The 25,258-nt window shown below is 41.6% G+C and carries 22 protein-coding genes and 3 pseudogenes; 15 read left to right on the forward strand and 10 right to left on the reverse strand.

From position 1 onward, the window contains the following. Nucleotides 1-94: 94 nt before the first annotated feature. Nucleotides 95-1,492, forward strand: coding sequence for a class II fumarate hydratase (fumC, locus tag V3224_RS17640; protein ID WP_334472107.1), 1,398 nt, complete (start codon nucleotides 95-97; stop codon nucleotides 1,490-1,492). 52 nt (nucleotides 1,493-1,544) lie between these two features. Here fumC and tus read toward each other — a convergent pair whose 3' ends face one another. After that, the gene (tus, locus tag V3224_RS17645) at nucleotides 1,545-2,465 is read right to left on the reverse strand and encodes a DNA replication terminus site-binding protein (protein ID WP_334472108.1); all 921 of its coding nucleotides are present in this window, start codon (nucleotides 2,463-2,465) and stop codon (nucleotides 1,545-1,547) included. Nucleotides 2,466-2,653: 188 nt separating this feature from the next. Here tus and V3224_RS17650 point away from each other — a divergent pair, with 188 nt between their 5' ends. The 6 genes from V3224_RS17650 to istB (V3224_RS17675) all read left to right on the forward strand — a co-directional run bounded on the left by V3224_RS17650 (nucleotide 2,654) and on the right by istB (V3224_RS17675) (nucleotide 7,212). Next, entirely contained in the window at nucleotides 2,654-3,226 is a 573-nt protein-coding gene (locus V3224_RS17650) for a PhoPQ-activated protein PqaA family protein (protein ID WP_334472109.1), read from the forward strand. Nucleotides 3,227-3,453: 227 nt separating this feature from the next. Beyond that, nucleotides 3,454-4,146: an IS21 family transposase gene (gene istA / locus V3224_RS17655; protein ID WP_334472110.1), complete on the forward strand. Its 693-nt coding sequence runs from the start codon at nucleotides 3,454-3,456 to the stop codon at nucleotides 4,144-4,146. 57 nt (nucleotides 4,147-4,203) lie between these two features. Next, nucleotides 4,204-5,244: an IS21 family transposase gene (gene istA, locus V3224_RS17660; RefSeq protein ID WP_334469113.1), complete on the forward strand. Its 1,041-nt coding sequence runs from the start codon at nucleotides 4,204-4,206 to the stop codon at nucleotides 5,242-5,244. Next, on the forward strand, nucleotides 5,231-5,992 hold the full coding sequence (gene istB / locus V3224_RS17665) for an IS21-like element helper ATPase IstB (RefSeq protein ID WP_334467780.1): 762 nt from the start codon (nucleotides 5,231-5,233) through the stop codon (nucleotides 5,990-5,992). The genes istA (V3224_RS17660) and istB (V3224_RS17665) overlap by 14 nt, the downstream gene beginning before the upstream one ends. Nucleotides 5,993-6,052: 60 nt before the next feature. Continuing rightward, nucleotides 6,053-6,427, forward strand: a complete 375-nt coding sequence (locus V3224_RS17670) for a hypothetical protein (RefSeq protein WP_334472111.1) — start codon at nucleotides 6,053-6,055, stop codon at nucleotides 6,425-6,427. Then, nucleotides 6,424-7,212, forward strand: a complete 789-nt coding sequence (gene istB, locus V3224_RS17675) for an IS21-like element helper ATPase IstB (protein WP_334472112.1) — start codon at nucleotides 6,424-6,426, stop codon at nucleotides 7,210-7,212. The genes V3224_RS17670 and istB (V3224_RS17675) overlap by 4 nt, the downstream gene beginning before the upstream one ends. Nucleotides 7,213-7,238: 26 nt before the next feature. Here the strand turns inward: istB (V3224_RS17675) and V3224_RS17680 are convergent, their stop codons facing one another. The 4 genes from V3224_RS17680 to V3224_RS17695 form a co-directional block, all read right to left on the reverse strand. Continuing rightward, nucleotides 7,239-8,060 carry a reverse transcriptase domain-containing protein gene (locus V3224_RS17680; RefSeq protein ID WP_334472113.1) on the reverse strand — a complete coding sequence of 274 codons (822 nt, stop codon included), beginning with the start codon at nucleotides 8,058-8,060 and terminating at the stop codon, nucleotides 7,239-7,241. A 375-nt stretch (nucleotides 8,061-8,435) separates the two neighbouring features. Beyond that, nucleotides 8,436-8,573: a hypothetical protein gene (locus V3224_RS17685; protein WP_334472114.1), complete on the reverse strand. Its 138-nt coding sequence runs from the start codon at nucleotides 8,571-8,573 to the stop codon at nucleotides 8,436-8,438. 573 nt (nucleotides 8,574-9,146) lie between these two features. Further along, a complete protein-coding gene (locus tag V3224_RS17690) occupies nucleotides 9,147-9,419 on the reverse strand; it encodes an arylsulfatase regulator (RefSeq protein ID WP_334472115.1) in 273 nt (90 codons plus the stop codon). Continuing rightward, on the reverse strand, nucleotides 9,416-9,991 hold the full coding sequence (locus tag V3224_RS17695) for a recombinase family protein (RefSeq protein WP_334472116.1): 576 nt from the start codon (nucleotides 9,989-9,991) through the stop codon (nucleotides 9,416-9,418). The genes V3224_RS17690 and V3224_RS17695 overlap by 4 nt, the downstream gene beginning before the upstream one ends. A gap of 147 nt (nucleotides 9,992-10,138) precedes the next feature. On the opposite strand from V3224_RS17695, the pseudogene V3224_RS17700 reads away from it, so the two are divergent. The 3 genes and pseudogenes from V3224_RS17700 to V3224_RS17710 all read left to right on the forward strand — a co-directional run bounded on the left by V3224_RS17700 (nucleotide 10,139) and on the right by V3224_RS17710 (nucleotide 16,067). Next, nucleotides 10,139-13,192 (forward strand): annotated as a pseudogene (locus tag V3224_RS17700) (Tn3 family transposase). Nucleotides 13,193-13,755: 563 nt separating this feature from the next. Next, nucleotides 13,756-15,018 (forward strand): group II intron reverse transcriptase/maturase, encoded by a 1,263-nt coding sequence (ltrA, locus tag V3224_RS17705; protein ID WP_334472117.1) that lies wholly within the window; start codon nucleotides 13,756-13,758, stop codon nucleotides 15,016-15,018. 95 nt (nucleotides 15,019-15,113) lie between these two features. Continuing rightward, nucleotides 15,114-16,067: a PhoPQ-activated protein PqaA family protein gene (locus tag V3224_RS17710; protein WP_334472275.1), complete on the forward strand. Its 954-nt coding sequence runs from the start codon at nucleotides 15,114-15,116 to the stop codon at nucleotides 16,065-16,067. Nucleotides 16,068-16,152: 85 nt separating this feature from the next. Here V3224_RS17710 and V3224_RS17715 read toward each other — a convergent pair whose 3' ends face one another. Beyond that, the gene (locus V3224_RS17715) at nucleotides 16,153-17,385 is read right to left on the reverse strand and encodes an MFS transporter (protein WP_334472118.1); all 1,233 of its coding nucleotides are present in this window, start codon (nucleotides 17,383-17,385) and stop codon (nucleotides 16,153-16,155) included. 527 nt (nucleotides 17,386-17,912) lie between these two features. Here V3224_RS17715 and V3224_RS17720 point away from each other — a divergent pair. Both V3224_RS17720 and V3224_RS17725 read left to right on the forward strand, forming a co-directional pair. After that, nucleotides 17,913-19,366 (forward strand): annotated as a pseudogene (locus tag V3224_RS17720) (DASS family sodium-coupled anion symporter). A gap of 417 nt (nucleotides 19,367-19,783) precedes the next feature. After that, nucleotides 19,784-20,110: pseudogene (locus V3224_RS17725) on the forward strand (sugar metabolism global transcriptional regulator Mlc); the annotation flags it as partial. Nucleotides 20,111-20,239: 129 nt separating this feature from the next. Here the strand turns inward: V3224_RS17725 and V3224_RS17730 are convergent. Continuing rightward, entirely contained in the window at nucleotides 20,240-21,208 is a 969-nt protein-coding gene (locus tag V3224_RS17730; protein WP_032115191.1) for an IS110 family transposase, read from the reverse strand. Nucleotides 21,209-21,389: 181 nt separating this feature from the next. On the opposite strand from V3224_RS17730, the gene V3224_RS17735 reads away from it, so the two are divergent. Together V3224_RS17735 and bioD are read left to right on the forward strand one after the other, a co-directional pair. Next, on the forward strand, nucleotides 21,390-21,911 hold the full coding sequence (locus tag V3224_RS17735) for an ROK family protein (protein WP_334472276.1): 522 nt from the start codon (nucleotides 21,390-21,392) through the stop codon (nucleotides 21,909-21,911). Nucleotides 21,912-22,023: 112 nt separating this feature from the next. Continuing rightward, nucleotides 22,024-22,704: a dethiobiotin synthase gene (bioD, locus tag V3224_RS17740; RefSeq protein ID WP_334472119.1), complete on the forward strand. Its 681-nt coding sequence runs from the start codon at nucleotides 22,024-22,026 to the stop codon at nucleotides 22,702-22,704. Nucleotides 22,705-22,751: 47 nt separating this feature from the next. Here bioD and V3224_RS17745 read toward each other — a convergent pair whose 3' ends face one another. The 3 genes from V3224_RS17745 to ydfG form a co-directional block, all read right to left on the reverse strand. Continuing rightward, the gene (locus V3224_RS17745; RefSeq protein ID WP_334472120.1) at nucleotides 22,752-22,997 is read right to left on the reverse strand and encodes a DUF1161 domain-containing protein; all 246 of its coding nucleotides are present in this window, start codon (nucleotides 22,995-22,997) and stop codon (nucleotides 22,752-22,754) included. Between the two features lie 28 nt (nucleotides 22,998-23,025). Further along, the gene (locus tag V3224_RS17750; RefSeq protein ID WP_032115029.1) at nucleotides 23,026-23,343 is read right to left on the reverse strand and encodes a DUF1283 domain-containing protein; all 318 of its coding nucleotides are present in this window, start codon (nucleotides 23,341-23,343) and stop codon (nucleotides 23,026-23,028) included. Nucleotides 23,344-23,425: 82 nt separating this feature from the next. Beyond that, the gene (gene ydfG / locus V3224_RS17755; protein ID WP_334472121.1) at nucleotides 23,426-24,181 is read right to left on the reverse strand and encodes a bifunctional NADP-dependent 3-hydroxy acid dehydrogenase/3-hydroxypropionate dehydrogenase YdfG; all 756 of its coding nucleotides are present in this window, start codon (nucleotides 24,179-24,181) and stop codon (nucleotides 23,426-23,428) included. Between the two features lie 266 nt (nucleotides 24,182-24,447). Here ydfG and V3224_RS17760 point away from each other — a divergent pair, with 266 nt between their 5' ends. Next, complete coding sequence (locus V3224_RS17760) at nucleotides 24,448-25,206, forward strand: CDP-diacylglycerol diphosphatase (protein ID WP_334472122.1); 759 nt, start codon at nucleotides 24,448-24,450, stop codon at nucleotides 25,204-25,206. The last annotated feature ends 52 nt before the right edge of the window (nucleotides 25,207-25,258 follow it).

Here is a 25,258-nt window from a genome sequence, read left to right on the forward strand (position 1 = left end):
AATTAAAAATAGTGCATGATTTCAAGTACAATCAGTTTATCTGCAAAGATGGATTATGTATATCCAATTATTTTATGCTAAGGAGATAATAATAGTGTCAGAATATCGCATTGAAAAAGACTCAATGGGTGAAATTAAAGTCCCAGCAGATAGGCTATGGGGCGCTCAAACGCAACGTTCGCTGCAACATTTCCATATCTCAGTGGAAAAAATGCCTGTTGCCTTGATCCATGCATTGGCATTAACTAAAAAAGCAGCAGCTGAAGTAAATAGCGATTTAGGTTTGATAGCAAAGGATAAGGCTAATGCTATTATCGCCGCAGCTGATGAAGTCTTAGCGGATAAGCATATGGCTGAATTTCCATTAGCAGTCTGGCAGACCGGCTCTGGTACGCAAACTAACATGAATATAAATGAAGTATTGGCGAACAGAGCGAGTGAAATTTTAGGTGGGAAAAGAGGCCAGCAGCGCTTAATTCACCCGAATGATGATGTAAATAAAAGCCAGAGTTCTAATGATGTATTTCCTACTGCAATGCATGTAGCTGCTGTTATTGCTTTACATCAACATCTGTTACCTAGATTAAAAGAACTACAAACTACTTTTAAGCAAAAATCTGATGCCTTTAATGATATTGTCAAAATTGGCCGTACGCATCTTCAAGATGCAACACCATTAACGTTAGGCCAAGAAATATCAGGGTGGGGAGCAATGCTAGCTCATAATGTCCGCCATATCGAAGAGAGTATTCCGCATCTATCTGAACTGGCATTAGGCGGAACGGCGGTAGGTACCGGTTTAAATACCCATCCTGAATATGCGATTAAAGTTGCCAGTAAAATTGCAAAATTATCCGGCCTACCATTTGTCACTGCGCCTAATAAATTTGAATCTTTAGCTACTTGTGATGCTTTAGTTCATGCCCATGGTGCTTTAAAAGGTTTAGCAGCTTCATTAATGAAAATCGCTAATGATGTAAGGTGGTTAGCATCAGGTCCGCGTTGTGGCATTGGTGAAATTATGATCCCAGAAAATGAACCTGGTAGTTCGATAATGCCAGGAAAAGTTAATCCGACTCAGTGTGAAGCTTTAACTATGCTTTGTGCTCAGGTTATGGGGAATGATGTTGCTATTAATATTGGTGGAGCATCAGGTAATTTTGAACTCAATGTTTTCCGCCCTATGATTATTGATAATTTTTTACAATCAATTCGTTTATTGGCGGATGGTATGCTTAGTTTTAATGATCATTGCGCTAAAGGTATTGAGCCTAATCGCCAACGGATAGATAAATTATTACATGAATCATTAATGCTAGTTACTGCACTAAATACCCATATTGGTTATGATAAAGCCGCTGAAATTGCTAAAAAAGCACATAAAGAAGGATTGACGCTGAAGCAAGCAGCATTAAAACTGGCTTATTTAACAGCCGAAGAGTTTGATAGTTGGGTGCGCCCTGAAAATATGGTTGGTAGTATGAAAAAGTAGTTTTTATATTTATAAAAAAAGAAAACCGAGTTAATAATCTCGGTTTTTTTACTTAAATTTCTTGATAAAGATGTAATCGAGCAATAATTAATTTTAGTTTTTTATTTTTTGGCTTATGTTTTATTTTTATATTATTAATATCATAGTCAGTAAGCGTACCTAATTTTGTCAAATGGTTTGTATCACTACTAAATGATAACAGTGGAAGAGGGCAAGCGTATTGTACTTGTTGTTTTTCATTCGCGTACCAAACTCTGGCAATCGGCTGAACTTTTACGGGGCGTTGTATTTTTAATATGGCAGCATTAGAGATACTATTTAAGTCCTGGATCTCTTTTTCAATTAAAGTACGCCATTGTTGTTTAGTATATGCCGACATTGCTTTTTCAGATTGATAGTTTTTATGTAATCGCTCAAGGATTTGCTCTTTTGTTACTTTATTGACGATATTTTTATTGGCCCAGCCAAAATTAATGCTACTAGGTGACTCAACATAATTGATTTTACGATAGGCATTGAGAGTAATTAAGCCATGTAATTGTTGGTGAATAAATTCAAATCGTTGCTCTTTTTTTATCCCCGATTGATGGGTGACAATATTTTTTAATTCTGTTTTTAACTTATTAATTGTTTCCAGTTGCTGTTTTATGCCTAAATAATTTTCTACTGAAAGATTAAAACATAGGGCACCAGGTAACCTTATTGCAGTTTTATTACTAATGTGTTGCGGGCTATCATGAATAAATAATCGATTGTAGTTTGTTAATGCTAAGTTTAAGGCAGCTTTTCCTGTCAAAGTGCTAATTGCTATTTGGTTAATATCATTATTTTCTTCTCCTTTCTTGGTTTCAGGTAATTTAAATACAATAGCTGAGGTTAGAGATAAGGTATTAAGTTCAGTTAAAAAACAAGCTAGTTCAGCTTTCAATAAATCAAAACATTTTGATAATTTATATCTTGCATCATATTTCATATAAAAGTCTCAATTTAGTTACAACATAATTTTTATTCTAATCATAATAGCACCTAACCTACTAAAAAAAATAAAATTTCTACAGAATAGATAAAATCAAAAGGTAGGATTTGCCTTAGCTCACATATTTGATTTAATGCTGACCTTAAATTAACAAAGTAGTACATCTTGTTATCAAAAGGTAATTAATGAAACTTATAAAACTATTTTTTACTCTTTTCGTTTGTTTTTGTACTAAAAGCATTGCCTCAAATATGCAACATTCGATATCACCAGCAAATTTTTTTCAGTTTTCAAATATTATTATCTATTATCAACAATTATTAGCTTCCAATCCGTTAAAATATTCTATATATGGGCAGGAGAAAATAGGCGACATAGAACTTATAAAATACAAAATGGTGTCTCAAGAGTGGTTACCTGAAAAACTAGTTTCCCCACAAACATGGCGTCATAATCTTGATATATACATTCCTACAATACGGAAGCCTAAATATGCTCTTATTATAATAAATAGTGGAGCTAGTTATAATAATAAGAATTTTTCACCAGATTTTAATAAAAAAATGCTGATTGATATTGCAGAAAGAACTAATGTTATTGTTATTTCAATTAATAATATCGTAAATAACTACATTATATCGAATGATGACAATAAATTTCTTAATGAAGGGGTTATCGGGTCGCGCAAGGGAACTTTCCCCCTGCGCTGCCACGGAACCGGACGTGACAGTCTCCCGTCATCCGGCTCTTGTCGTTGACCGTTCACGCCGCGTACAAATTTCCCAGTGTGCAAACAGGCAGGGCTTAGCGCTCTGTATCCTTCTCAACCATTCATATGCCTGAGCCAGGCTACCGTGTACCCGCTTATATTTGCGGGCGACCCATTTCGCAAGGTGCAGATGTCGCTATCAATGTAAAAATGATCCACTTGCTAATGTAAAACTGATCCACTAAGAGTAAATATGGCAGTTTTAAGGTACTGCCGATGATAACATTGGAGATCAGAGTGGAAATTTCTGTTTTACATCGCCAGGGTATGTCTATACGTGCGATTGCGCGACGGCTTTCATGCTCAAGAGTAACCGGGAGGCGATATCTTCGTAGCACTGAAGCGGCGGCGAATATGCGTTATAAATCGAGAGCGCCTAGACCCGGTAAGTTGGATCCCTTCAAGGTATATATTCTCGAACGCGTAGAGGCGGCCAGACCTGATTGGATACCGGCCTGCGTATTGCTACGGGAGATCCGTGAACGAGGCTACACAGGCAGCTATAGCTTGCTGACCGCTTTTCTTCATCCTATGAAAAAAACCGTTATTGAAGATGTTGTCCGCTTTGAGACTGAACCCGGTGAACAGATGCAGGTTGACTTCACGATTATCAGACAGGGGAAGAATCCTTTGATGGCATTCGTTGCCACGTTAGGCTGGAGTCGCTCCACTTTTGTTAGGTTTTACACCTGTCAAAATTCAGCAGCCTGGGGCGACGGGATTGAGTCAGCCCTACAGTATTTTGGCGGTACCCCTCGTCAGCTGCTATTTGATAATGCGAAGACCATTATCATTGAGCGTGATGTTTATGGTCCTGGTAAACACCGCTGGAACCCACAGCTTATCAAACTTGCCGAAAAATATATGCTTTCAGTCCGTGTCACCGATCATGCAAAACTGATCCACTAACGATCATCTAAAACTGATCCACTTGGTATTATTCGCACATTTTTGTACGGATAATTTATGTTAACCAAGGAGATATTTGTGGATATTCATGTTCGCTTTGCACAAGGACAAAGCCTTCGAAAAATTGCCCGTGAATTGGGCATATCCCGTAACACCGTAAAACATCATTTACAACAACAGACAATGCCAACTTATGCTAAAAGAAGTCAACAACCGACTAAATTAGCACCCTTTAAACCTTATTTGCTTCATCGAATTGAACTGGCTAAACCTGATTGGATCCCTGCAACAGTCTTATTTGATGAAGTAGTTGAAAGCGGCTATCAAGGCGGTATTGCTCAATTACGCCGATTTGTTTGTCAATTTAAACCAAGCATTGTTCCCGAAGCTGTCGTCCGTTTTGAAACACAGCCAGGTCAACAAATGCAAATCGACTTCACCAGCATCCGGCGAGGTAAAAAATCACTAAAAGCGTTTGGTGCAACGCTAGGCTATTCGCGTGCGAGTTATGTAAAGTTCTTTGATAATGAACGAGCAGAATCCTGGCAACAAGGTTTACGAGAAGCTTTCGACTATTTTGGTGGTGTACCACAGGAAATATTGTGTGATAACGCAAAATCCCTCATCATCGAACGGGATGCTTATGCAGAAGGTGAACATAAATTACATGTCGAAATGCTTCAAATGTCGAAAGATTACGGGTTTAAATTGTGTGCTTGCAAGCCCTACAGGGCAAAAACTAAAGGGAAAGTAGAGCGCTTTAACCACTATTTAAAAAACAGCTTTATCGTACCATTAAATACCGACCTTCGTGCTCATAATCTTGAACTGGATATTGAGATAGCTAATGCAAGAGTGGGGCCCTGGTTACAACGCGTTGCCCATCAGCGGATTCATGGAACAACGTTAGAGAAGCCAGCAGATAGACTAGCTAAGGAAGTTAAGTATCTTCTACCCTTACCAGCAAGGGTTTGCCAATCTATCCCGCAGACTGATACGCTTAATATCCGTATCGTACCGCCCCTTGAATCTGTCAGTTTGCAACACTCAATCAGCGTATACGAAGCATTGCTGGGAGGTGAACATGTTATTGCATGAACAAATTGAACACCTGTGTGAGTCATTGAAATTAAATTCTATTCCGACTCATTGGTCATCACTTGCCGAACAATGCATTGCCCAAGACAAAAGCTACGGAGAGTTTTTACTGTCCCTATTAAAATGTGAGCAACAACAACGAGATGAACGAACCCGTAATCTTTTGAGTCGGATGGCAGGATTCCCAGCACATAAAGAACTTAATACGTTCGATTTTAAGTTTGCAACGGGGATCCCCAAACAACACATACAGGAATTAAGCGCATTAACGTTTATTGAACGTAATGAAAATGTCGTGTTGCTTGGCCCAAGCGGTGTAGGCAAAACGCATTTAGCTATTGGGTTAGGATTAAAAGCAGTACAGGCCAAGAAGAAAACCCGCTTTACCACGGCAGCTGAACTGATGTTGCAACTCTCAACTGCCAAACGACAAAATAAGCTCAAACAATATCTATCACGTTCGGTGATGGCCCCGAAATTGTTGATTATCGATGAGATTGGATACCTGCCGTTTGGGCGAGAAGAAGCAAACCTGTTTTTCAATGTGATTGCCAAGCGTTATGAGCATGGCAGTGTCATATTGACGAGTAACTTATCATTTGGGCAATGGCCAAATGCTTTTGCTGATGACGCAACATTAACTGCCGCTATGCTTGATCGTTTACTTCATCATTCGCATGTACTGCAATTAAGCGGTGAAAGCTATCGATTGAAAGATAAGCGGCGCTCAGGAGCAATGACTGAGTAAAAGTGGATCAATTTTGATTGATCGGATTTAGCTAAAAAGTGGATCAGTTTTCGGTGATCGTTGACAAGTCCGAAAGTCTGCCGTCCATACAGGGCGAAGACTAAAGGTAAGGTTGAACCTTTTAATCACTATCTTAAGAACAGTTTCATTGTTCCACTAACCGCGTCATTTCGTCAGGCAGGGCTTACTTTGGATGCTACCGCCGCCAACTCACGTATTGGAGACTGGCTGAGTACAATAGCTAATGTACGTAAACACGGCACTACGGGTGTATCGCCGGAAGAGCGCATGCTACAAGAACGCTTGGCACTGTTGCCGCTGCCGAAAGTCATGCAAGCATTTCCTTTACCGATACATCAGACTCGCCCCATTCCTATCGAGAGCCTACAACATCCTTTGTCCGTCTATCAGTCGATTCTGGAGATGCCGATATGAGTCTTCAGTATGAACGCATCGAAAAATTCTGCCAGCAGCTTAAACTGGACAGACTAAGCACAGAGTGGCCAGCTGTAGCGCAAGGAACTGTCGACAAGAACGGTACACTCGCTGACTTTCTAGAGTCTGTTTTACGACACCAGTATGAAGGACTTACTGAACGTCGGCGTCAAACGATACTCCGTTTATCTGGGCTGCCAGTGATAAAGACGTTGGAGCAGTTTGATTACAAATATGCCAGCGGTGTTCCCCGTAACCAAATACAGGAACTGGCTGGACTGGCTTTTATTGAGCGCCAGGAGAATATCGTGTTGCTAGGTCCGTCTGGTGTCGGTAAGACCCACCTTGCTACTGCCATCAGCTATAGGGCTGCGATGCAGGGATTAAGCATCCGTTTTCTAACTGCGGCGGACATGATGTTGCAGCTGCTTAGCTCTCATCGACAAGGTGACCTTAAAGGATATCTTACCCGAGTTATCAGTAAACCTAGACTATTGATTATCGATGAAGTTGGCTATTTACCTTTTGGCAAGGAAGAAGCAAACCTGTTCTTCCAGGTGGTGGCAAAGCGATATGAAGCGGGTAGTGTGCTCTTAACTAGTAATCTGTCTTTTGCTCAGTGGTCAAGTACATTTGGTGACGATGAGACGCTAACAGCGGCTATGCTGGATAGATTCCTGCACCATGCACATATTGTACAGATTAGTGGACAAAGTTATCGGTTAAAAGACAAGCTAAAAAGCGGTCAGCTACATAAAAAATTGAAACCGGAACTTAGCGAGTAAATTAAAGGGGGTGGATCAGTTTTACTTTAGCAAAGTGGATCAGAATTCAGTTGGCATTGACACAGATCTATATGACTGGCTATACAGTCCATCGCTGACCGATAAAAGCGCCCATAATACTTAATCCAACCTCGTAACATGGGATTGAGCCAGCGTGCCATTACTTCCAAAGACAACGGAGTTTTGTGACTCAGATCCCAGCCCCGTACCGTCTGCCGGATTGCCTTCGCAGCTCTGGCGCTTATCGCTGGCAGGAAATTCACTGACAGCTCTCCCTCTTTCGATAATGACTTTCTTGGCCTGAATGTATAGCCCAGAAAGTCGAAGCTGATTTCAGGATATGCCCCCGTTCTTTCCCTGTCCTTGCAGTAGACGACTTTCGTCTTGCCCGGACTCATTTCCAGCTTACATTCACCCAGGCGCGCTCTGAGCCTGCCACGCAACATCATTGCCTGCGCATGGCTCTTGCAGTGGATGACAATATCATCAGCGTATCGCTCAAACCGGACGACAGGAAATTCCCGTTTCATCCACATGTCGAATGCATAGTGCAGGAACAGATTTGCCAACAACGGACTAATGACGCCCCCTTGAGGCGTAGCTTTATCCCTTGTCTGCACAGTCTCATCCGGCATCTGTACCGAAGCGGTCAGCCATCGCTCAATGTAGAGCAACACCCACTTGTAATCCGTGTGCTTGCGCACCGCCTTCATCAGGAGCTCATGATCGATGTTATCGAAGAACCCTTTGATGTCTACATCCAGCACCCAGTCAGTGCGCCAGCATCGTTGCCGGGCTAGCTTCAGGGCATCGTGCGCAGATTTGTGTGGGCGGTAGCCAGGAGTCATCGTGGAATAGTGGCTCCAGAATCGGCTCCAGCATGTTTTTGACCACCATCTGCGCGATGCGATCCGAGACCGTAGGTATCCCCAGCGGTCTCGTTCCACCCGTCGCCTTTGGTATCTCAACACGCCGAACTACTGGCGGCATATAGCTGCCCGAAGCCATTCGATTCCAGATTTTGTATAGGTTCCCCAAGAGGTTCTTATCAAATTCACGAGTTTCGCACCAATAAAAAAACGCTCTATTTTTAAGTTTAATTCAGCATAATATATAAATAGAAAAAATCTCATAAATTAAAAATAACTTATTGTAATTTAAGTAAATTTATACGTCTTAGCAAGTTACAGATTAATTATTGTTCTGAAGCCATTTCTAGAATTTTATATGCCGGTGCGAAACTCGTGAAATTCCTCGATCGACTGACCATCGATTCCGGCACTGTCTTTGTTGGCTTTTACCTTCTTGTACGCGCACCAGACAGCCTGTCTAGATAACGCAAACGGTTTGGACTGGCTCACAGGCTCCTCCCGCTTGCACGGTTGACCTGTAATACAGCCCCAACGACTGGCCCCCTTCGCTCCACGCCCATTACAGGCGTTTCATCACTACTACGGAACCATCTGCCCCTGTGCCCCGCATTGGTACCTAGGCGCTCACAGGGCTTTTGTTCGACGCCGCTCCCTTCGCATCGGGACGACAGGTTCCCACGTTCCATGCCAGAGCCTGTGTTATGCTCATGCTGTCTATATGCCGGATGCCGACCAGCCAGTAACCAGATAACCGCTGGACTTATCACGCACCGCTTAAAAAGCGCGTTTTTGACATCATCTTGTTCCTTTCGACACTGCATCTACAGTTCACTTTCGTTCATCTTCACAACACATACATGACGCATCTGACTGCGCCTTTTCCCTGACGCTCACCACCACCGCTCTTAACAGCAGCAGCTCAGGGTAGTTTGAAGGCTGCGTCTGGACACCGCCTCCGAGGGGCCGACCCTCATCTCTCGCACAGCATTGCACCCTTATTTGCCACAGGGTGCATTCGTGGCACACCTACGCCGGAACCGCCGAAATTTTGCCGCCTACTTTTTAGTGATTTTTCGGAACCTCGATAACTCCATCGGCAATTCCTTGTGCCAGTCGTTCCATCCATGTTGCAAAGCGAAAAAATCTCGGATATTGCAGATAGATGTAATCCATCTGGATTTTTGATGCGCTGTCCATCACTCGTTTAAATGCATCCATATAGTCATAACAGCCTTGCAATAGCTGAGCATCACCATCTTCTGTCTGAGGAAATCGGGAGGCATAATCATGAACTATTTTTGCCAGCTGTTGCTGCTCTGTGGTTAAGTCGATCATTTTTGTCCTCGTGAAAGCGTTCTATAGACTGTTGGCCGCGACACTGCGAATAGTTCCGCCAGATCGCTGATCGAGTACTGTCCAGTCTCCCGCATACGGCACAGCTCTTTTTGTTGCTTTTCAGACAACTTAGGCTGTTTTCCCCGCAGTTTTCCCTTTGCCCGTGCAATAGCCATACCTTCCCGGGTACGCAGACGTATCAAATCTCCTTCAAACTCAGCAAAAGTGGCCAGCACGTTGAAAAACATCTTCCCCACAGGGTCTGCCGGATCGTAGAGGCTGGCTCCCAGCGCCAGCTTCACGCCTCTAGCCTTTAGTGGATCAGCTATTTCACGTGCATCAGGAACTGACCGCGCCAGACGGTCAAGTTTGGGAACAACCAGTGTGTCACCGCTGCCCACAGCAGCCAGCGCCTGATCCAGTCCGGGCCGTTGCCGGTTTGATCCGGTCAGCCCTTTATCAAGATAAATCCGGTCCGGAGAGACGCCGAGTCTGACTAGCGTTTGCTGCTGGGCAGTTAAATCCTGTTTATCAGTAGAGCATCGGGCATACCCGATCCGTATTTCAGTCATAGAAGTGTACGTTTAAGGGGCCATGAAAGAGATTGATATCGTACCAGTTATGTGAGACAACGTCAGCAGTGATTTTAACTGAAGCGCAAATATTATTTTTTACTGTCCGCAGAGCGTCCTCTTACGGACATTATTTTCGGGGTCAGGATGACAGCTCGTGACAAAGCGACAGGCAAAAGTGAACGATTAGCGGTTTTAAACAGTGCCGAGCAGGAAGCGCTATATGGCCTCCCGGATTTCGATGATGCCCAGCGACTGGAGTTTCTGGCGCTGGATGAATCTGAACTGGCGCTGGCATGCAGCCGTCGGGGGCTTCACGCTCAAATGTATTGCATCATCCAGATCGCTTACTTTAAAGCCAAGCACCTGTTTTTCCACTTCGGGTGGGATGATATTCCGGACGACTGCAGCTTTGCCCTGAGCCGTTATTTCCCCGGGGAGTCACTGCCGGACAAAATACCCTATAAGCACGAACGCTATGCTCAGCGGGAAAAAATCTGCGCGCTGTATGGTTACCGCCCGTGGTCATCGGCACTGTCTTCACAGCTTGAACAACAGGCCGCTCACATTGTTCACCGCTATGTCACTCCCGGCTTTGTCGCCACTGAGTTGATCATCTGGCTCAACGCGCACAAAATCATCCGACCCGGCTATACCACACTTCAGGAGCTGGTAAGCCGGACGCTTTCTGATGAAAGGCAGCGGCTGGGGCGTATCCTGATGGAGCGGTTTGATGACGCCACCATCGATGGTCTGAACACGCTGATTGAACGCGATGATACCCTTTCCCGGCTGGCGATCCTCAGACAGGATGCACGTGATTTCGGCTGGCGTCAGATGGTACAGGAACGGGAAAAATGGGCTATACTGGCGCCATTGCACCGCAAAGCCTGCGACATCCTGCCGGCACTGAATATTTTTCAGCAGAATCTGCTTTACTACGCCAGCCTGGCAAATTTCTATACCGTTTATGATCTCCGTGAACTGAAGCCCGATCAGACCCGCCTTTACCTGCTGTGCTATGCATGGGTTCGTTACCGCCAGTTCAGCGATAACCTGGTGGATGCGATGTTTTTCCATATGAAACAGCTCGAGGATGAGAGCCGCAGCGTGGCCAAACAGCTTCTGGCTGACGTCCGGGAAAAACACCGGCGGGAAACGTCCAAAATCGGACGGCTGTTATCGCTTTACGTTGATGACAACGTTCCGGACCCGACCACCTTTGGCGAAGTCCGTCAGCGAGCATGGAAAATCATGCCGCGGGAAGCGCTGAAAACCACCGCACAGCGCATGAGTGTAAAACCCGTCAGTAAACTGGCGCTGCAGTGGCAGGCTGTGGACGGTATGACGGCATTAATCCGGCGTCACCTGCGGCCATTATTTTTGTCACTCGACCTCACCAGCGTGGTCCACGACAGCCCGTGGGCTGAAGCGCTGAGCTGGCTCAAAATGGTGTTCAGCAAAAAGCAGACGCTTTCACAGCGGTCACTGGCGGAATGCCCGCCCGGCACATTACCGGAGCGGCTGCGCCCGTATCTGTTGGAGTTCGGCGAGGATGGCGAGCCCACAGCCCTGAACGCCGGGCGCTATGAGTTCTGGCTCTACCGCCAGATAAGAAAGCGTTTTCAGGCGGGTGAATTCCACCTCAATGACAGTCTCCGCCACCGCCATCTTTCTGATGAACTGGTACCGGAAGGGGTACAGGCCGCTGTGCTAGCTGAAATGAATATCCCGTTTTTGCAAAAACCGGTTAAATCGCAGCTCAGGGCGCTGGAGTCCGAACTGCACCGGCAGTGGAAAGCCTTCAACCGTGAGCTGAAGCAGGGGAAGCTGAAACATCTGGAATACGATGCAGTAACGCAGAAACTAACCTGGCATAGGTCCGTGGTCAGCCGTCATAAGGCGCAGGAGAAGCGATTTTATAAGCAGTTGCCATTCTGCGATGTAACCGACGTCTTCCGGTTTGTTAACGGCCAGTGCCGGTTTCTTCATGCCATGAAGCCGCTGCAGCCCCGCTTATGCCAAAAAGAATGCCGATGCAGACAGCCTGATGGCGGTCATCGTTGCCCAGGCGATGAATCATGGTAATCATGTGATGGCACGAACCAGCGATATACCGTTCCATGCTCTGGAAACCACGTACAAACAGTACCTCCGCCTGGCGTCACTGGTCACGGCCAATGACTGTATCACCGGTGCCATAGAGGCACTGCCGATTTTCCCGCACTATTCGTTTGATCCGGAAACGCTTTATGGTGCCGTTGACGGGCAGAAGTTTGGCATTGAACGGCCGACAGTAAGGGCCCGACATTCACGTAAATACTTCGGCCGCGGTAAAGGCATGGTGGCCTACACGCTGCTGTGTAACCACATCCCGATCAACGGTTACCTGATTGGCACGAACGACTATGAAGCCCACCATGTCTTTGATATCTGGTACCGCAACACCTCAGAGGTGAAACCCACTGCCATCACCGGCGACATGCACAGCATAAATAAAGCCAACTTTGCGATTCTGCACTGGTTTGGCCTGCGCTTTGAGCCTCATTTTACGGACCTGAACCGGCAGTTACAGGAGCTGTACTGCATCAAAGATCCGTCGGCCTATAAAAAATGCCTGATCCAGCCCGCCGGGCAGATTGACCGGGACCTTATCATCCGCGAAAAAAGCAATCTCGATCGTATAGTCGCCACGCTGGGGCTGAAAGAAATGACGCAGGGGACGCTGGTCCGCAAACTGTGCACGTAGACCACGACCAATCCAATCCGACCCGGCAGGCACTATTCGAATATAACCGGCTGGTACGCAGCATCTACACGCTGAAGTATCTGCGCGATCCGCAGCTGGAACGCAACATCCAGCGTTCCCAGAACCGGATTGAATCTTATCACCAGCTGCGTGCCGCAGTGGCCAAAGTCGGCGGAAAGAAGGAGTTAACCGGAAAAAATGACATTGAAACAGACATCAGTAACCAGTGCGGGCGGCTGATTTCCAACGCGATCGTGTCTTACAACTCGGCGATCCTGTCGCGATTGCTGGAACGACTGGAAGCGGAAGGCAATGCCAAGGGCATTAAGTCTCTGACCCAGATATCACCGGTGGCCTGGCAACACATTTTGCTGAACGGACATTATACCTTCCAGAGCAGCGATGAAATTATTGACATGGATGCGCTGGTTGCCGGGCTGAAACTGGGGTAACGGAAATTTCGGCGGTTCCGGCGTAGGTGTGCCACGAATGCACCCTGTGGCAAATAAGGGTGCAATGCTGTGCGAGAGATGAGGGTCGGCCCCTCGGAGGCGGTGTCCAGACGCAGCCTTCAAACTACCCTGAGCTGCTGCTGTTAAGAGCGGTGGTGGTGAGCGTCAGGGAAAAGGCGCAGTCAGATGCGTCATGTATGTGTTGTGAAGATGAACGAAAGTGAACTGTAGATGCAGTGTCGAAAGGAACAAGATGATGTCAAAAACGCGCTTTTTAAGCGGTGCGTGATAAGTCCAGCGGTTATCTGGTTACTGGCTGGTCGGCATCCGGCATATAGACAGCATGAGCATAACACAGGCTCTGGCATGGAACGTGGGAACCTGTCGTCCCGATGCGAAGGGAGCGGCGTCGAACAGAAGCCCTGTGAGCGCCTAAGTACCAATGCGGGGCACAGGGGCAGATGGTTCCGTAGTAGTGATGAAACGCCTGTAATGGGCGTGGAGCGAAGGGGGGCAGTCGTTGGGGCTGTATTACAGGTCAACCGCGCAAGCGGGAGGAGCCTGTGAGCCAGTGCAAACCGTTTGCGTTATCTAGACAGGCTGTCTGGTGCGCGTACAAGAAGGTAAAAGCCAACAAAGGCAGTGCCGGAATCGATGGTCAGTCGATCGAGGAATTTGATAAGAACCTCTTGGGGAACCTATACAAAATCTGGAATCGAATGGCTTCGGGCAGCTATATGCCGCCAGTAGTTCGGCGTGTTGAGATACCAAAGGCGACGGGTGGAACGAGACCGCTGGGGATACCTACGGTCTCGGATCGCATCGCGCAGATGGTGGTCAAAAACATGCTGGAGCTGATTCTGGAGCCACTATTCCACGATGACTCCTATGGCTACCACCCACACAAATCTGCGCACGATGCCCTGAAGCTAGCCCGGCAACGATGCTGGCGCACTGACTGGGTGCTGGATGTAGACATCAAAGGGTTCTTCGATAACATCGATCATGAGCTCCTGATGAAGGCGGTGCGCAAGCACACGGATTACAAGTGGGTGTTGCTCTACATTGAGCGATGGCTGACCGCTTCGGTACAGATGCCGGATGAGACTGTGCAGACAAGGGATAAAGGTACGCCTCAAGGGGGCGTCATTAGTCCGTTGTTGGCAAATCTGTTCCTGCACTATGCATTCGACATGTGGATGAAACGGGAATTTCCTGTCGTCCGGTTTGAGCGATACGCTGATGATATTGTCATCCACTGCAAGAGCCATGCGCAGGCAATGATGTTGCGTGGCAGGCTCAGAGCGCGCCTGGGTGAATGTAAGCTGGAAATGAGTCCGGGCAAGACGAAAGTCGTCTACTGCAAGGACAGGGAAAGAACGGGGGCATATCCTGAAATCAGCTTCGACTTTCTGGGCTATACATTCAGGCCAAGAAAGTCATTATCGAAAGAGGGAGAGCTGTCAGTGAATTTCCTGCCAGCAATAAGCGCCAGAGCTGCGAAGGCAATCCGGCAGACGGTACGGGGCTGCGATCTGAGTCACAAAACTCCGTTGTCTTTGGAAGTAATGGCACGCTGGCTCAATCCCATGTTACGAGGTTGGATTAAGTATTATGGGCGCTTTTATCGGTCAGCGATGGACTGTATAGCCAGTCATATAGATCTGCACCTTGCGAAATGGGTCGCCCGCAAATATAAGCGGGTACACGGTAGCCTGGCTCAGGCATATGAATGGTTGAGAAGGATACAGAGCGCTAAGCCCTGTCTGTTTGCACACTGGGAAATTTGTACGCGGCGTGAACGGTCAACGACAAGAGCCGGATGACGGGAGACTGTCACGTCCGGTTCCGTGGGAGCGCAGGGGGGAAGTTCCCTTGCGCGACCCGATAACCCCATGAAAATGATCAGCAATATGATTTTATTGCCCGGAACTGGTCGTTATTTATGAATAATCCTGAAAGAAGGGTATTACCATTAGATATACCTATGACTGCCGTTGTTTCACAAACTATTCGGTTTACTAAACAAGAATTAAAAAAATGGAACATCAAAAAATTTATTGTCTCTGGTGTGTCAGCTCAAGGATGTACTGCATGGTTAGCATCTATTGCCAATCCTGACATAGCTGCCATCGTTCCTTTTGCTAATGATGGTCTTAATACAGACAAAATGCTAAAACATGTATATCGGAGTTATGGTAAAAATTGGCCGTTCTCATTTCTTCCTTTTTATAATCAAAAAATTGATCAGATGATCGGCTCATATCGTTTTTCAAAGCTAATGCAAATAGTTGATCCTATACAATATCTTAATTCAGATCATCAAAATCGACTTAGCATACCAAAATATATTATTAATGCTAGCAGTGATGACTTTTATACCCCAGATAACTCTCGTTTTTATTACGATAAATTACCTGGTACTAAATCGTTAAGGATTATACCAAATACCAACCATATTAATATATTAGCTTTTACTGTACCTTCTTTAATATCATTTGTTAATCGCTTAAATAGAAATGTACCTTTACCAAAATTAAGTACCTGCATTTTTAAAAATAAACTTACTGTTCACTTTTCAGAAAAACCAGTCAAAATTACTCGTTGGATAGCCAAAAATCCCGTTGCTAGAGATTTTCGCTACTCATGTGGTATCAGGTATTTACCATCATCAATTAAAATTGGCACAGGTGAAAATATAACGGTCGCCATCAATACAAAAATAATGGGTTGGCAAGCTACTTATATTGAAGCTATTTTTAGTGACGGTTATGTTGCTACAGCACAGGTATATATTACGCCTGATGATAAATTTCCAGTAACTGCACCTCCAGCAAAAAACTCAAGCTGCCAAACTTTACCTGGGCGAATATAGTATGGATATTAAATTTAATTAGTGCTGATCTAAATAAAAGTCTTAATTAAAGCACAAGATTTTGTGTTTAATTAAGACCAGCAGTTTATATTTTCCTTAATTTGATACTAATAATTAATCCTAGAGATGTTAAAAATATAATAAAACCAATAATTCCATTCCATTTCCAATTACTCCAAAATATACCACCTAATGTACCCGCGATGCTTGATCCGCCATAATAGCTGAACAAATACCATGAAGATGCCTGGGCTTTTGCTCGCTTTGCACGTTTCCCAATCCAGCTACTGACAATAGCATGAGCCGCAAAAAAACCTACCGTCATAATCACCATGCCCAATAAAATAAGTAAAATTGGAGAGAAAAAAGTAATCGCGATACCAATAAACATTAAACAAATTGCAATAAATAAAATATCTGAATGGTTATACTTTAATGCTAAAAATCCCGCTTTAGAAGCACTATAGGTACCGGCTAAAAAGATAAAAGCTAATAGACCAATCATAGTCTGGCTAAAATTATAAGGAGCTTCCAATAATCGATAACCTATATAATTATAAAGGGTTATAAAACTTCCCATAATGATAAAACCAATCATAAATAAAAAAGGCAATCCCTTATCTCTAAGATGCACTCTAAAATTAATCCATAGGAAAAGTGGACGGACTGAAGAAGCTCTAAAATGTTGTGAAGGCGGTAATAAGCGCCAAAAGATAATCGCGGCAATAAACGCAAACAAACTGAATACAATGGTTGCTATCCGCCAAGAAAAATGATCAGTTAAAATACCGGTAATTAATCGTCCACTCATACCACCTATAGAGTTACCACTAATATATAATCCCATAGAAAGTGCTAAATAATTGGGATGAATTTCCTCACTGAGGTAAGTCATGGCAACTGCTGCAACACCACTTAAAGCAAATCCAACTAATGCTCTAGTTAATAAAATACCATCCCAGCTTTGCATAAAAGCGCTGATAAAGGTAAAAATAGCTGCGCTTAGTAAAGAGATCACCATAATATTCTTGCGGCCTAGTGCATCGGAAAGAGGGCCAGTTACTAGCAATCCCAATGCGAGGAGGCCAGTGCAAAGTGAAAGTGACATGCTAGATTGAGCAGGTGATATTTTAAATTCACTTGATAAAATGGGTAGTATTGGTTGCACAAAATAGAGTAAAGCAAAAGTCGATAATCCCACCATAAAGAATGACAAAGTCACCCGTATATAAAGTGCATCACGATATTTTATATGATGCTGAAAATTATCCTTTTGGCAACCAACGTTCTCTTTGTTATCTTGTTGAGATATTTTCATCTAATACCTGATAATTATTCACTAATAATTGATACCAGAATAAATAAAACGGCATATTTTGTCCAATATATAAATTGAATAAGCTTATTAAAAATAACAACATAAAAAATCCGACGTTATTTAACTTAATAAAACTCAATTAAAATAACTGGTAAAGTTTTTATTGAATACTATTTTTCTTCTGTTTTCTTATATCTTTACTAATTAATTTTAATATAAGCCATTAAGTTAATAACTTTGAATAAAATTTAATTAATCGTCATCATAAAATACCTAGATATTTATCATTTTTTAATCATCAAAAACAATTTATTAGCCATTTAATTAAAATGTACTAAAAATATTTAACCAAGCATAAGTAAAATTCTCTATATTCAGATACTTTAATTTTTATTATTATTTTTTCTATAAATTTCTTATTTATTTTTATATTAAAAGATATACATTAAAATCTTAACATTCTCAAACTTTTACTGCGCTATTATACTATTGATGAAAATAGAACTGAGCAGAAGGAAGGAGCAGTTATGGCGAGTAAAATAACCAGTCAAGTAAAATGGTTACCCCTAGTAATTATCACTATAGTCGCAACATTTTTTTTGTATCAAAAACCACCGACAGAATTAAGTATTGCTGCCTGGCAAACCGTAATTATTTTTGTAGCAACTATTGCTTCGATTGTTGCTAAAGTATTACCCATTGGCGCAATTGGCCTAATTGGAATTACCATTTTTGCTCTTAGTCACGCCACTGGAGATGAAAGTGCAAGTGATGCCATTATGACTGCACTAAGTGAACTTAATAGTAGTTTAATTTGGCTTATCGTAATTGCTTTTATGATTGCCAGAGGTTTTATTAAAACCGGCTTAGGCAGACGAATTGCATTACAGATGATCCGACTATTAGGTAAAAGAACGCTAGGATTGGCATATGGTCTGGCGGTGGCTGATTTAATTTTATCTCCTGCTATGCGAAGTAACACCGCACGCTGTGGGGGTGTTATTTATCCGATCGCTGATTCATTGGCACGTAGTTTTGACTCCCATCCAGAAAATGAATCACGCCGTAAAATAGGAACTTTTCTGATCACTTGTATTGGCAATATTAATGATATTACTGCGGCAATGTTTATGACTGCTTATACTGGTAACTTACTCGCTGTCAAACTAGCCGCCAACGCAGGTGTTACCTTAACCTGGGGTAGCTGGTTATTAGCAGCTATTGTTCCTTGCCTGATCTCATTCATTATTATTCCATTATTAATCTATTGGTTAGTTCGGCCAACTATTCGTCATACTCCAGATGCACCTAAAATTGCACATGATGAATTAAAAAAATGGGGCCAGTGACACGTAATGAATGGTTAATGTTAGCTACGGTATTGCTACTACTTATACTATGGATATTTGGTGATATATTAGGAATTGATCCCACAACCGCTTCTTTTACTGGTTTATCTGTATTACTACTTACCGGGGTATTAACTTGGGAAGATGTAAAAAAAGAAAAAGATGCTTGGGATACACTTATCTGGTTTGCTGCGCTATTAATGATGGCCAATGAACTAAAGATTCTGGGATTTACAACTTGGTTCGGCAATCTTATTGGTGACAGTCTTAGTCATAGCATGCAAGATACTAATTGAGTTATTATTTTATTAATGCTTAATGCCGCCTATCTTTATATTCACTATTTCTTTGCTAGCGGTAATGCTCAAATAGCTGCACTATATGCCGTCTTCTTAGGAGTCGATATCAATTTAGGTATTCCGACTGTTCCAACGGCATTGATGCTTGCCTTTACTAGCAGCCTTTATTGCTCTTTAACTCAATATTCTCATGCTCGTGGACCTATTCTTTTTGGCGCAGGTTACGTACCAACAGGTGTATGGTGGAAGGTTGGCTTTATTATTAGTTTAGTCAATCAGGCTATTTTCCTTACAATTGGTTTATTATGGTGGAAAGCTGTAGGTTTTTATTAGAATAATATTTATTTATGGCATAAAAACTTATACTTTATGCCATAAATTGCAGCCCAAGATAGCACTACGCACGATTAAGATAATTGCTATCAATAGTCGTTTCTATAAGATGTTTTCACGAGTTTCGCACCAATAAAAAAACGCTCTATTTTTAAGTTTAATTCAGCATAATATGTAAATAGATAAAACCTTATAAATTAAATATAACTTATTGTAAATTAAGTGAATTTATGCATTCAGTAACTTGCAGATTAATCATTACTTTCAAGCCATTTCTAGAATTTTATAGGCCTGTGCGAAACTCGTGGTTTTTTTTATAACTGCACTCCAGATCACAAAATATAAGCCCAAATTCACATATAAAAAAAAATGCTCTTCATAATTGCAGTTGGTTTTAATAAATTGAGTGAAATTTATATGAATGAGCAAGTAGGGCATACTGATGAAATAAAACAGATTAACTTAAAGCTTGTCTATCGACTTATCGATCAACTTGGATCTATTTCTAGAATTTCCTTGGCAAAAAAAGCTCAACTAGCGCCAGCGAGTATCACAAAAATTACCAGAGAACTTATCAATGCACACTTAATAAAGGAGGTTGAATTTCCTGATTTAGGTTTTAGAGGAAGACCAATAACTGGCTTAGAAATTGTTAGCCAAGGTTGGCAATTTTTATGTGTTAGAATTAATAAGGGTTCATTAATTTTATCGCTATATGAACTCAATAATAAACTTTTACATGAAGTACTGCCTGGACTATGAGTGAATTTTTTTCCGGTGCATCTAAGTATAGAAAAAACATTATTCAAATTGTGATTGATGATCATATTAACGCTTGTATCATTACCAAAGCAACTGTCTTGAACAGTATATTTATGGAGCAACGTTATGATACGACTCATCCCATTCTTGGTTCTTTCTGAGAATCGCATTCAGGATAGTCAGCAGTTTGCGCATACAGGCAACCAGCGCCACTTTTTTGGCTTTTCCTGCTGCAACCAGCCGTGTGTAAAATGCTTTTATCACCGGATTGAAACGAGTTGCAACCAGTGCAGCCATGTACAAAGAGGTTCGAACTCCGGCCCGACCGCCAAAAATGGTTCGTCGGCCACGCATGGTTCCCGAGTCTCTATTAACAGGAGCTACCCCAACCAGTGCACTGATCTCCCTGCGCGAGAGTTTCCCTAACTCAGGGACTTCTGCCAGCAATGTAGCAGCAGTCATCATACCAATGCCTTTGATAGTACTTAGCCGCTCTGCAAGCTCGTTGAAATGATCCGTAATATGCTTATGCATATCCTCGTCAATCCGTTTAAGTTCATTTTCTAGTGCATTGATGATGTTACTGATGCTTTTTCTGTTTTGCGGGTGAGATGGATGCATCCGGTTTCTTTCAGCTACAAGCATTGCAATCAGCTGGCGTCTGCGCACCACCATAGCAGCAAGAATCTGACGCTCTGCATCGGGAATAGCCTGGATAAAACGTGACCGCTCAGGATGGCGGTTAATGACATCAGCCATCTGAGCTAAAACTCTGGCATCTATTCTATCAGTCTTTGCCAGATAGCCCATGGATCGAGCAAAGTCTCTGGCTTGCCTGGGATTGATAACGGCAACATCAAAACCTTCAGCCTGAAGAGCGCATGCAATCGCTGCCTCGAGACCACCTGTAGCTTCCATCAGAATCAAGGCTATGTTGTTCTTTTTCAGTTGATAAATGATGGTATCGAACCCGTCAGGGTTATTGCTGACTCTGAACTGCTCAATGTTATTGGTGCCTGCAATATCCAATGAAGCTTTAGAAACATCAATTCCTACACAAATTGGATTTAGCTGACTCATATTACCCATCCTTGCAAATACGTTATGAATTACGGACAACTGTTCGGGTTTCAGATGAGTGGCTAAGTGTATGCATCATTCGCTTTGCTACGGGCTATAAACCCCAGGGACAATCGGATTACATACACCTTGCCAAATCTAATCGCTATTATTATAACCAAATTTCAAGATACAAGGGAGTATTCTAGCTTTAGGTAATAGTCATGCGATTGAAATTGGTCATATTAATATCAATTTTGCGGGTTTAGATTGCTATTGTGGTAATCAAGGCTGTTTGGAAACCCATATTGCGATCCCACGAATATTAAAAAAAGCGCAATCCATCGCTAAACAATATCCCGATTCTAGCCTTAATAAAGAAAAAATCTCTATTAATGATTTTTGTCAGGCTATTAATCTACAAGATCCAATTGCTGTTGATACTCTTGAAAAAGTAGGGCAACAAATCGGTAATACCCTTGCTGTAATGGTTAATATTTTCAATCCCCAATTAATTTTAATTGGCTCACCGCTAAACGAGGTAAAAAATCAGCTATTTCCTGTCATTAGCAAACAAATTCGACAAAAATCCTTACCCTGTTACCAAAATAATGTATCCCTAGTAGCAACTAAATTTAATAATGAAGGAACAATATTGGCGACCGCTATTATTAAAGATGCCTTATATAATGGTTCTCTGCTGGCTAAATTAATGGCGGGATAAAATTTAACAAATGCTAATTAAGTAAAAAATTGAGCTAACGCAATCTTCTAATAATTACAATATCTTAAACTCCATCAAAATTTCTTAATCTATTATAGATAGGATTTAAGATATGTTGACAAGTTTATTTATAACTGGAACAAATACCAATGTAGGTAAAAACAATTGCTACCCGTGCCTTATTACAATCCTTAATGATAACTCGAGTAGTGCAATAGGTTATAAACCTATTATAAAAACAAAATTTCAAGAGACGTCAGTTCTGGATGAAATTAACCAATTTACTAGTACTATTTCACAATCATCACCAATTTCGCTAACTGCTAATGAAATAAATCCGGTGATCATTCAAAATAGCCATGAAAAAGAACTTGTTATTGATTTTAATCAAATTAATAAAAAAATAACTATTCTAAAGCAAAAAGCCAATTATATTCTTATTGAAGGTTGTGGAGGGTGGCGCCACTTAGTGAATTCGCAAACATTTTATTCCGACTGGGTTATCCAACAGGAAATGCCAGTTATTTTAGTTGTTGGCATTCAACCCGGTTGTATTAACCATGCTGTTTTAACAGCGCATGCTATTATTCAAGACGGCGTTAGTTTAGTTCGATGGATAGCCAATCGTATTAATCCTGGATTAACATGTTATGCGCAAATCATTAATAGGTTACAGTGTCACATACCGGCGCCTAAACTAGGGGAAATCCCTTATTTATTACGGCCGGAAGAAAGGGATTTATCAGAGTATATGGATAAAAAGCTTATAAAAAACATAATAAGAGGCTGCTAGTACTAAAGAAAAGGGTGCATCCAATGTCACCCTTAATCATTTAAGTACTACTGATGCAGTAAACGGGTATAAACAATTTTAAATTTATCATTCTGACAATGACCAACAACCTCATCTTTTGTGACGTCTATCTGTTCAGTTGGTACAATTTCTAGTTTAAATGCATCCAAGGAAACGCCATTTTTAACTATTTTTTCTGAAATATTTTTCTTAACATCGTCACAAGATGACGCTAATGCCATCCTTGATACCGCAAAACATAGCAATAAGCTTAATAAAAATATCTTTTTCATGTCCATTCCCTTAATGTTTAACGCGTATTTAAGGACGTATAGGTTGCCCTGTATTACTGTCCAAACAACGCTTAGTCTTAGATTCCCAATAAGCATTTAATTTACCGCTTTTATAGCAAGCTTCACTTTCATTATCTGCTTTATCAGATTTATCAAACTGCCTTTCTGCCCGCTGATTGACTTTTTTACGTAACGATTTTGTTGCATTCCATTGTTCACTCTGTTCACGCGCTTGTTCTTTTGTTAAGGCACTATTACCATCGTGAAGAAATAATTCTACCGCAGAAACAGCTCCACTACACAAATAACAAGCCAATAAGGCTAATATCGATATACTTTTAGACATAATTTACCACCTTCTTGTTAGTACAAAAATATTTACCTAGGTTAAAGAGAACTATATTATAACAAAATATATTTAAAAATTATCAATTATCATTATAAAATTCTTTATCTACGCTTAAACCAGCAAAAGATTGGCAAACAGGCATCATTTCTAAAATATTAACATTGACATGAGCAGGTAAAGTTGAAACCCATAAAACAGCCTCAGCGATATCCTCTGCTGTTAAGGCCTCGGCGCCTTTATAAGTCTCAGATACTTTTTCTAAATTACCTTTAAACCGTATATAAGAAAATTCTGTTCCAGATACCAAACCTGGCTCAATATCCGTTACCCTTATTTTTTTACCTTGTAAATCAGCTCGCAAATTTAAAGAAAATTGTTTCACAAATGCTTTAGTGGCACCATAAACATTTCCTCCCTTATATGGCCAGTTAGCCGCAATAGAACCAATGTTGATGATATGACCATGGTTGGCCACCACCATTCCTGGTAATATTGCGCGGGTCATATGAACTAATCCTTTCACATTGGTATCAATCATAATATCCCAGTCATCTGTATCAGCCATTTCAGCCGTATCTAAGCCTAAAGCCAGCCCGGCATTATTTACCAGTACATCAATTTTTTTGAAATTTAAGTTGTTCACTACATCATTAATAGCTTGCTTATCCCTTATATCTAGCAGGATAGGGTGAAAATTTTTTCCTAACTGTTGATGCAATTTTTTTAACCTTTCTTCCCGTCGACCTGTACCAATTACAATGTGGCCATTAGCAATGAATTTTTTCGTTATTGCTTCGCCGAAACCCGCAGTAACGCCAGTGATAAAAATTATCATTATTAACCTTCTTTTGTTATCTTGATTCTAATTATACGTAAGTAAAAAACCTCACATAAAAAGAGTCAAGAGATATCTTTTAAACATGCGAACTACTCAATAAAGTTATATTCCGTCAAAAAAGAAAAACATTTAGAACATTAAATTAACAAATAGATAGAATAAACTTACACATACCTTATACTAGCTGAGTAAAAAACGCAGATAACCACTAAATCAATCATTCTAAAATGCTTTCAAGGAAAATGTTTATAATAGGATTTTTTATGAAAAAAACTATCAAATTACTGCTCAAGATATTTTTTGCTTTACTCTTATCAATATTAATTTATTTTGCCTATTTAAAAATAAACAGTGATAAGTTATGGCAAACTATTAATCAACAATGTATTCCTGAGTTTAAAAATGGCAGCTTACAATCGCCATGTATCAAAGTTGATCAACAACACCGATATGTTATTTATAAGGATATAAAGGGGCCATTACATGATTTATTATTACCATTAGACAAAATCTCTGGCATTGAAAGTCCTATTTTGCAACAAAAAAACACAGAAAATTATTTCATGTTAGCATGGCAAAATCGGCAGCTATTTATTAAATCAGCAAATAAACCCATTAACGAGCAATATCTTTCTCTCGCTATAAACTCAAAATATGGTCGATCACAAGAACAATTGCATATTCATTTAGCCTGTTTAAAAGCTGAAGTGTATCAAATAATAAAAGAAAATGAAGATACTATAACCAAAAGCTGGCGGCCATTAAAACAAAGAATCAATAGTCATCAATACATAGCTATTAAAATTCCCGCGGCGGACATAAATAAAATATCACCATTTAATTATCTAGAAAAATATGCCGAAGAGCAGGGTGATAATATTGCCTATTATGGCTTAGCGATGATACCAAGCTCGCAAAAAAATGAATTTATTTTGTTGGCGAGCCGATTAAAATTGCTCGATTTTAACCTTGGATCAGCGGGTATAATTCAAAATTATCAATGTAAATTAAGCAATAATTAAAGCTATTCTATTCTTAAACATTAACAAAAAAGTGGCTAAAGTAATATATAAT

The organism is Arsenophonus sp. PmNCSU2021_1 (assembly GCF_036919435.1).
GTDB lineage: Bacteria > Pseudomonadota > Gammaproteobacteria > Enterobacterales > Enterobacteriaceae > Arsenophonus > Arsenophonus nilaparvatae.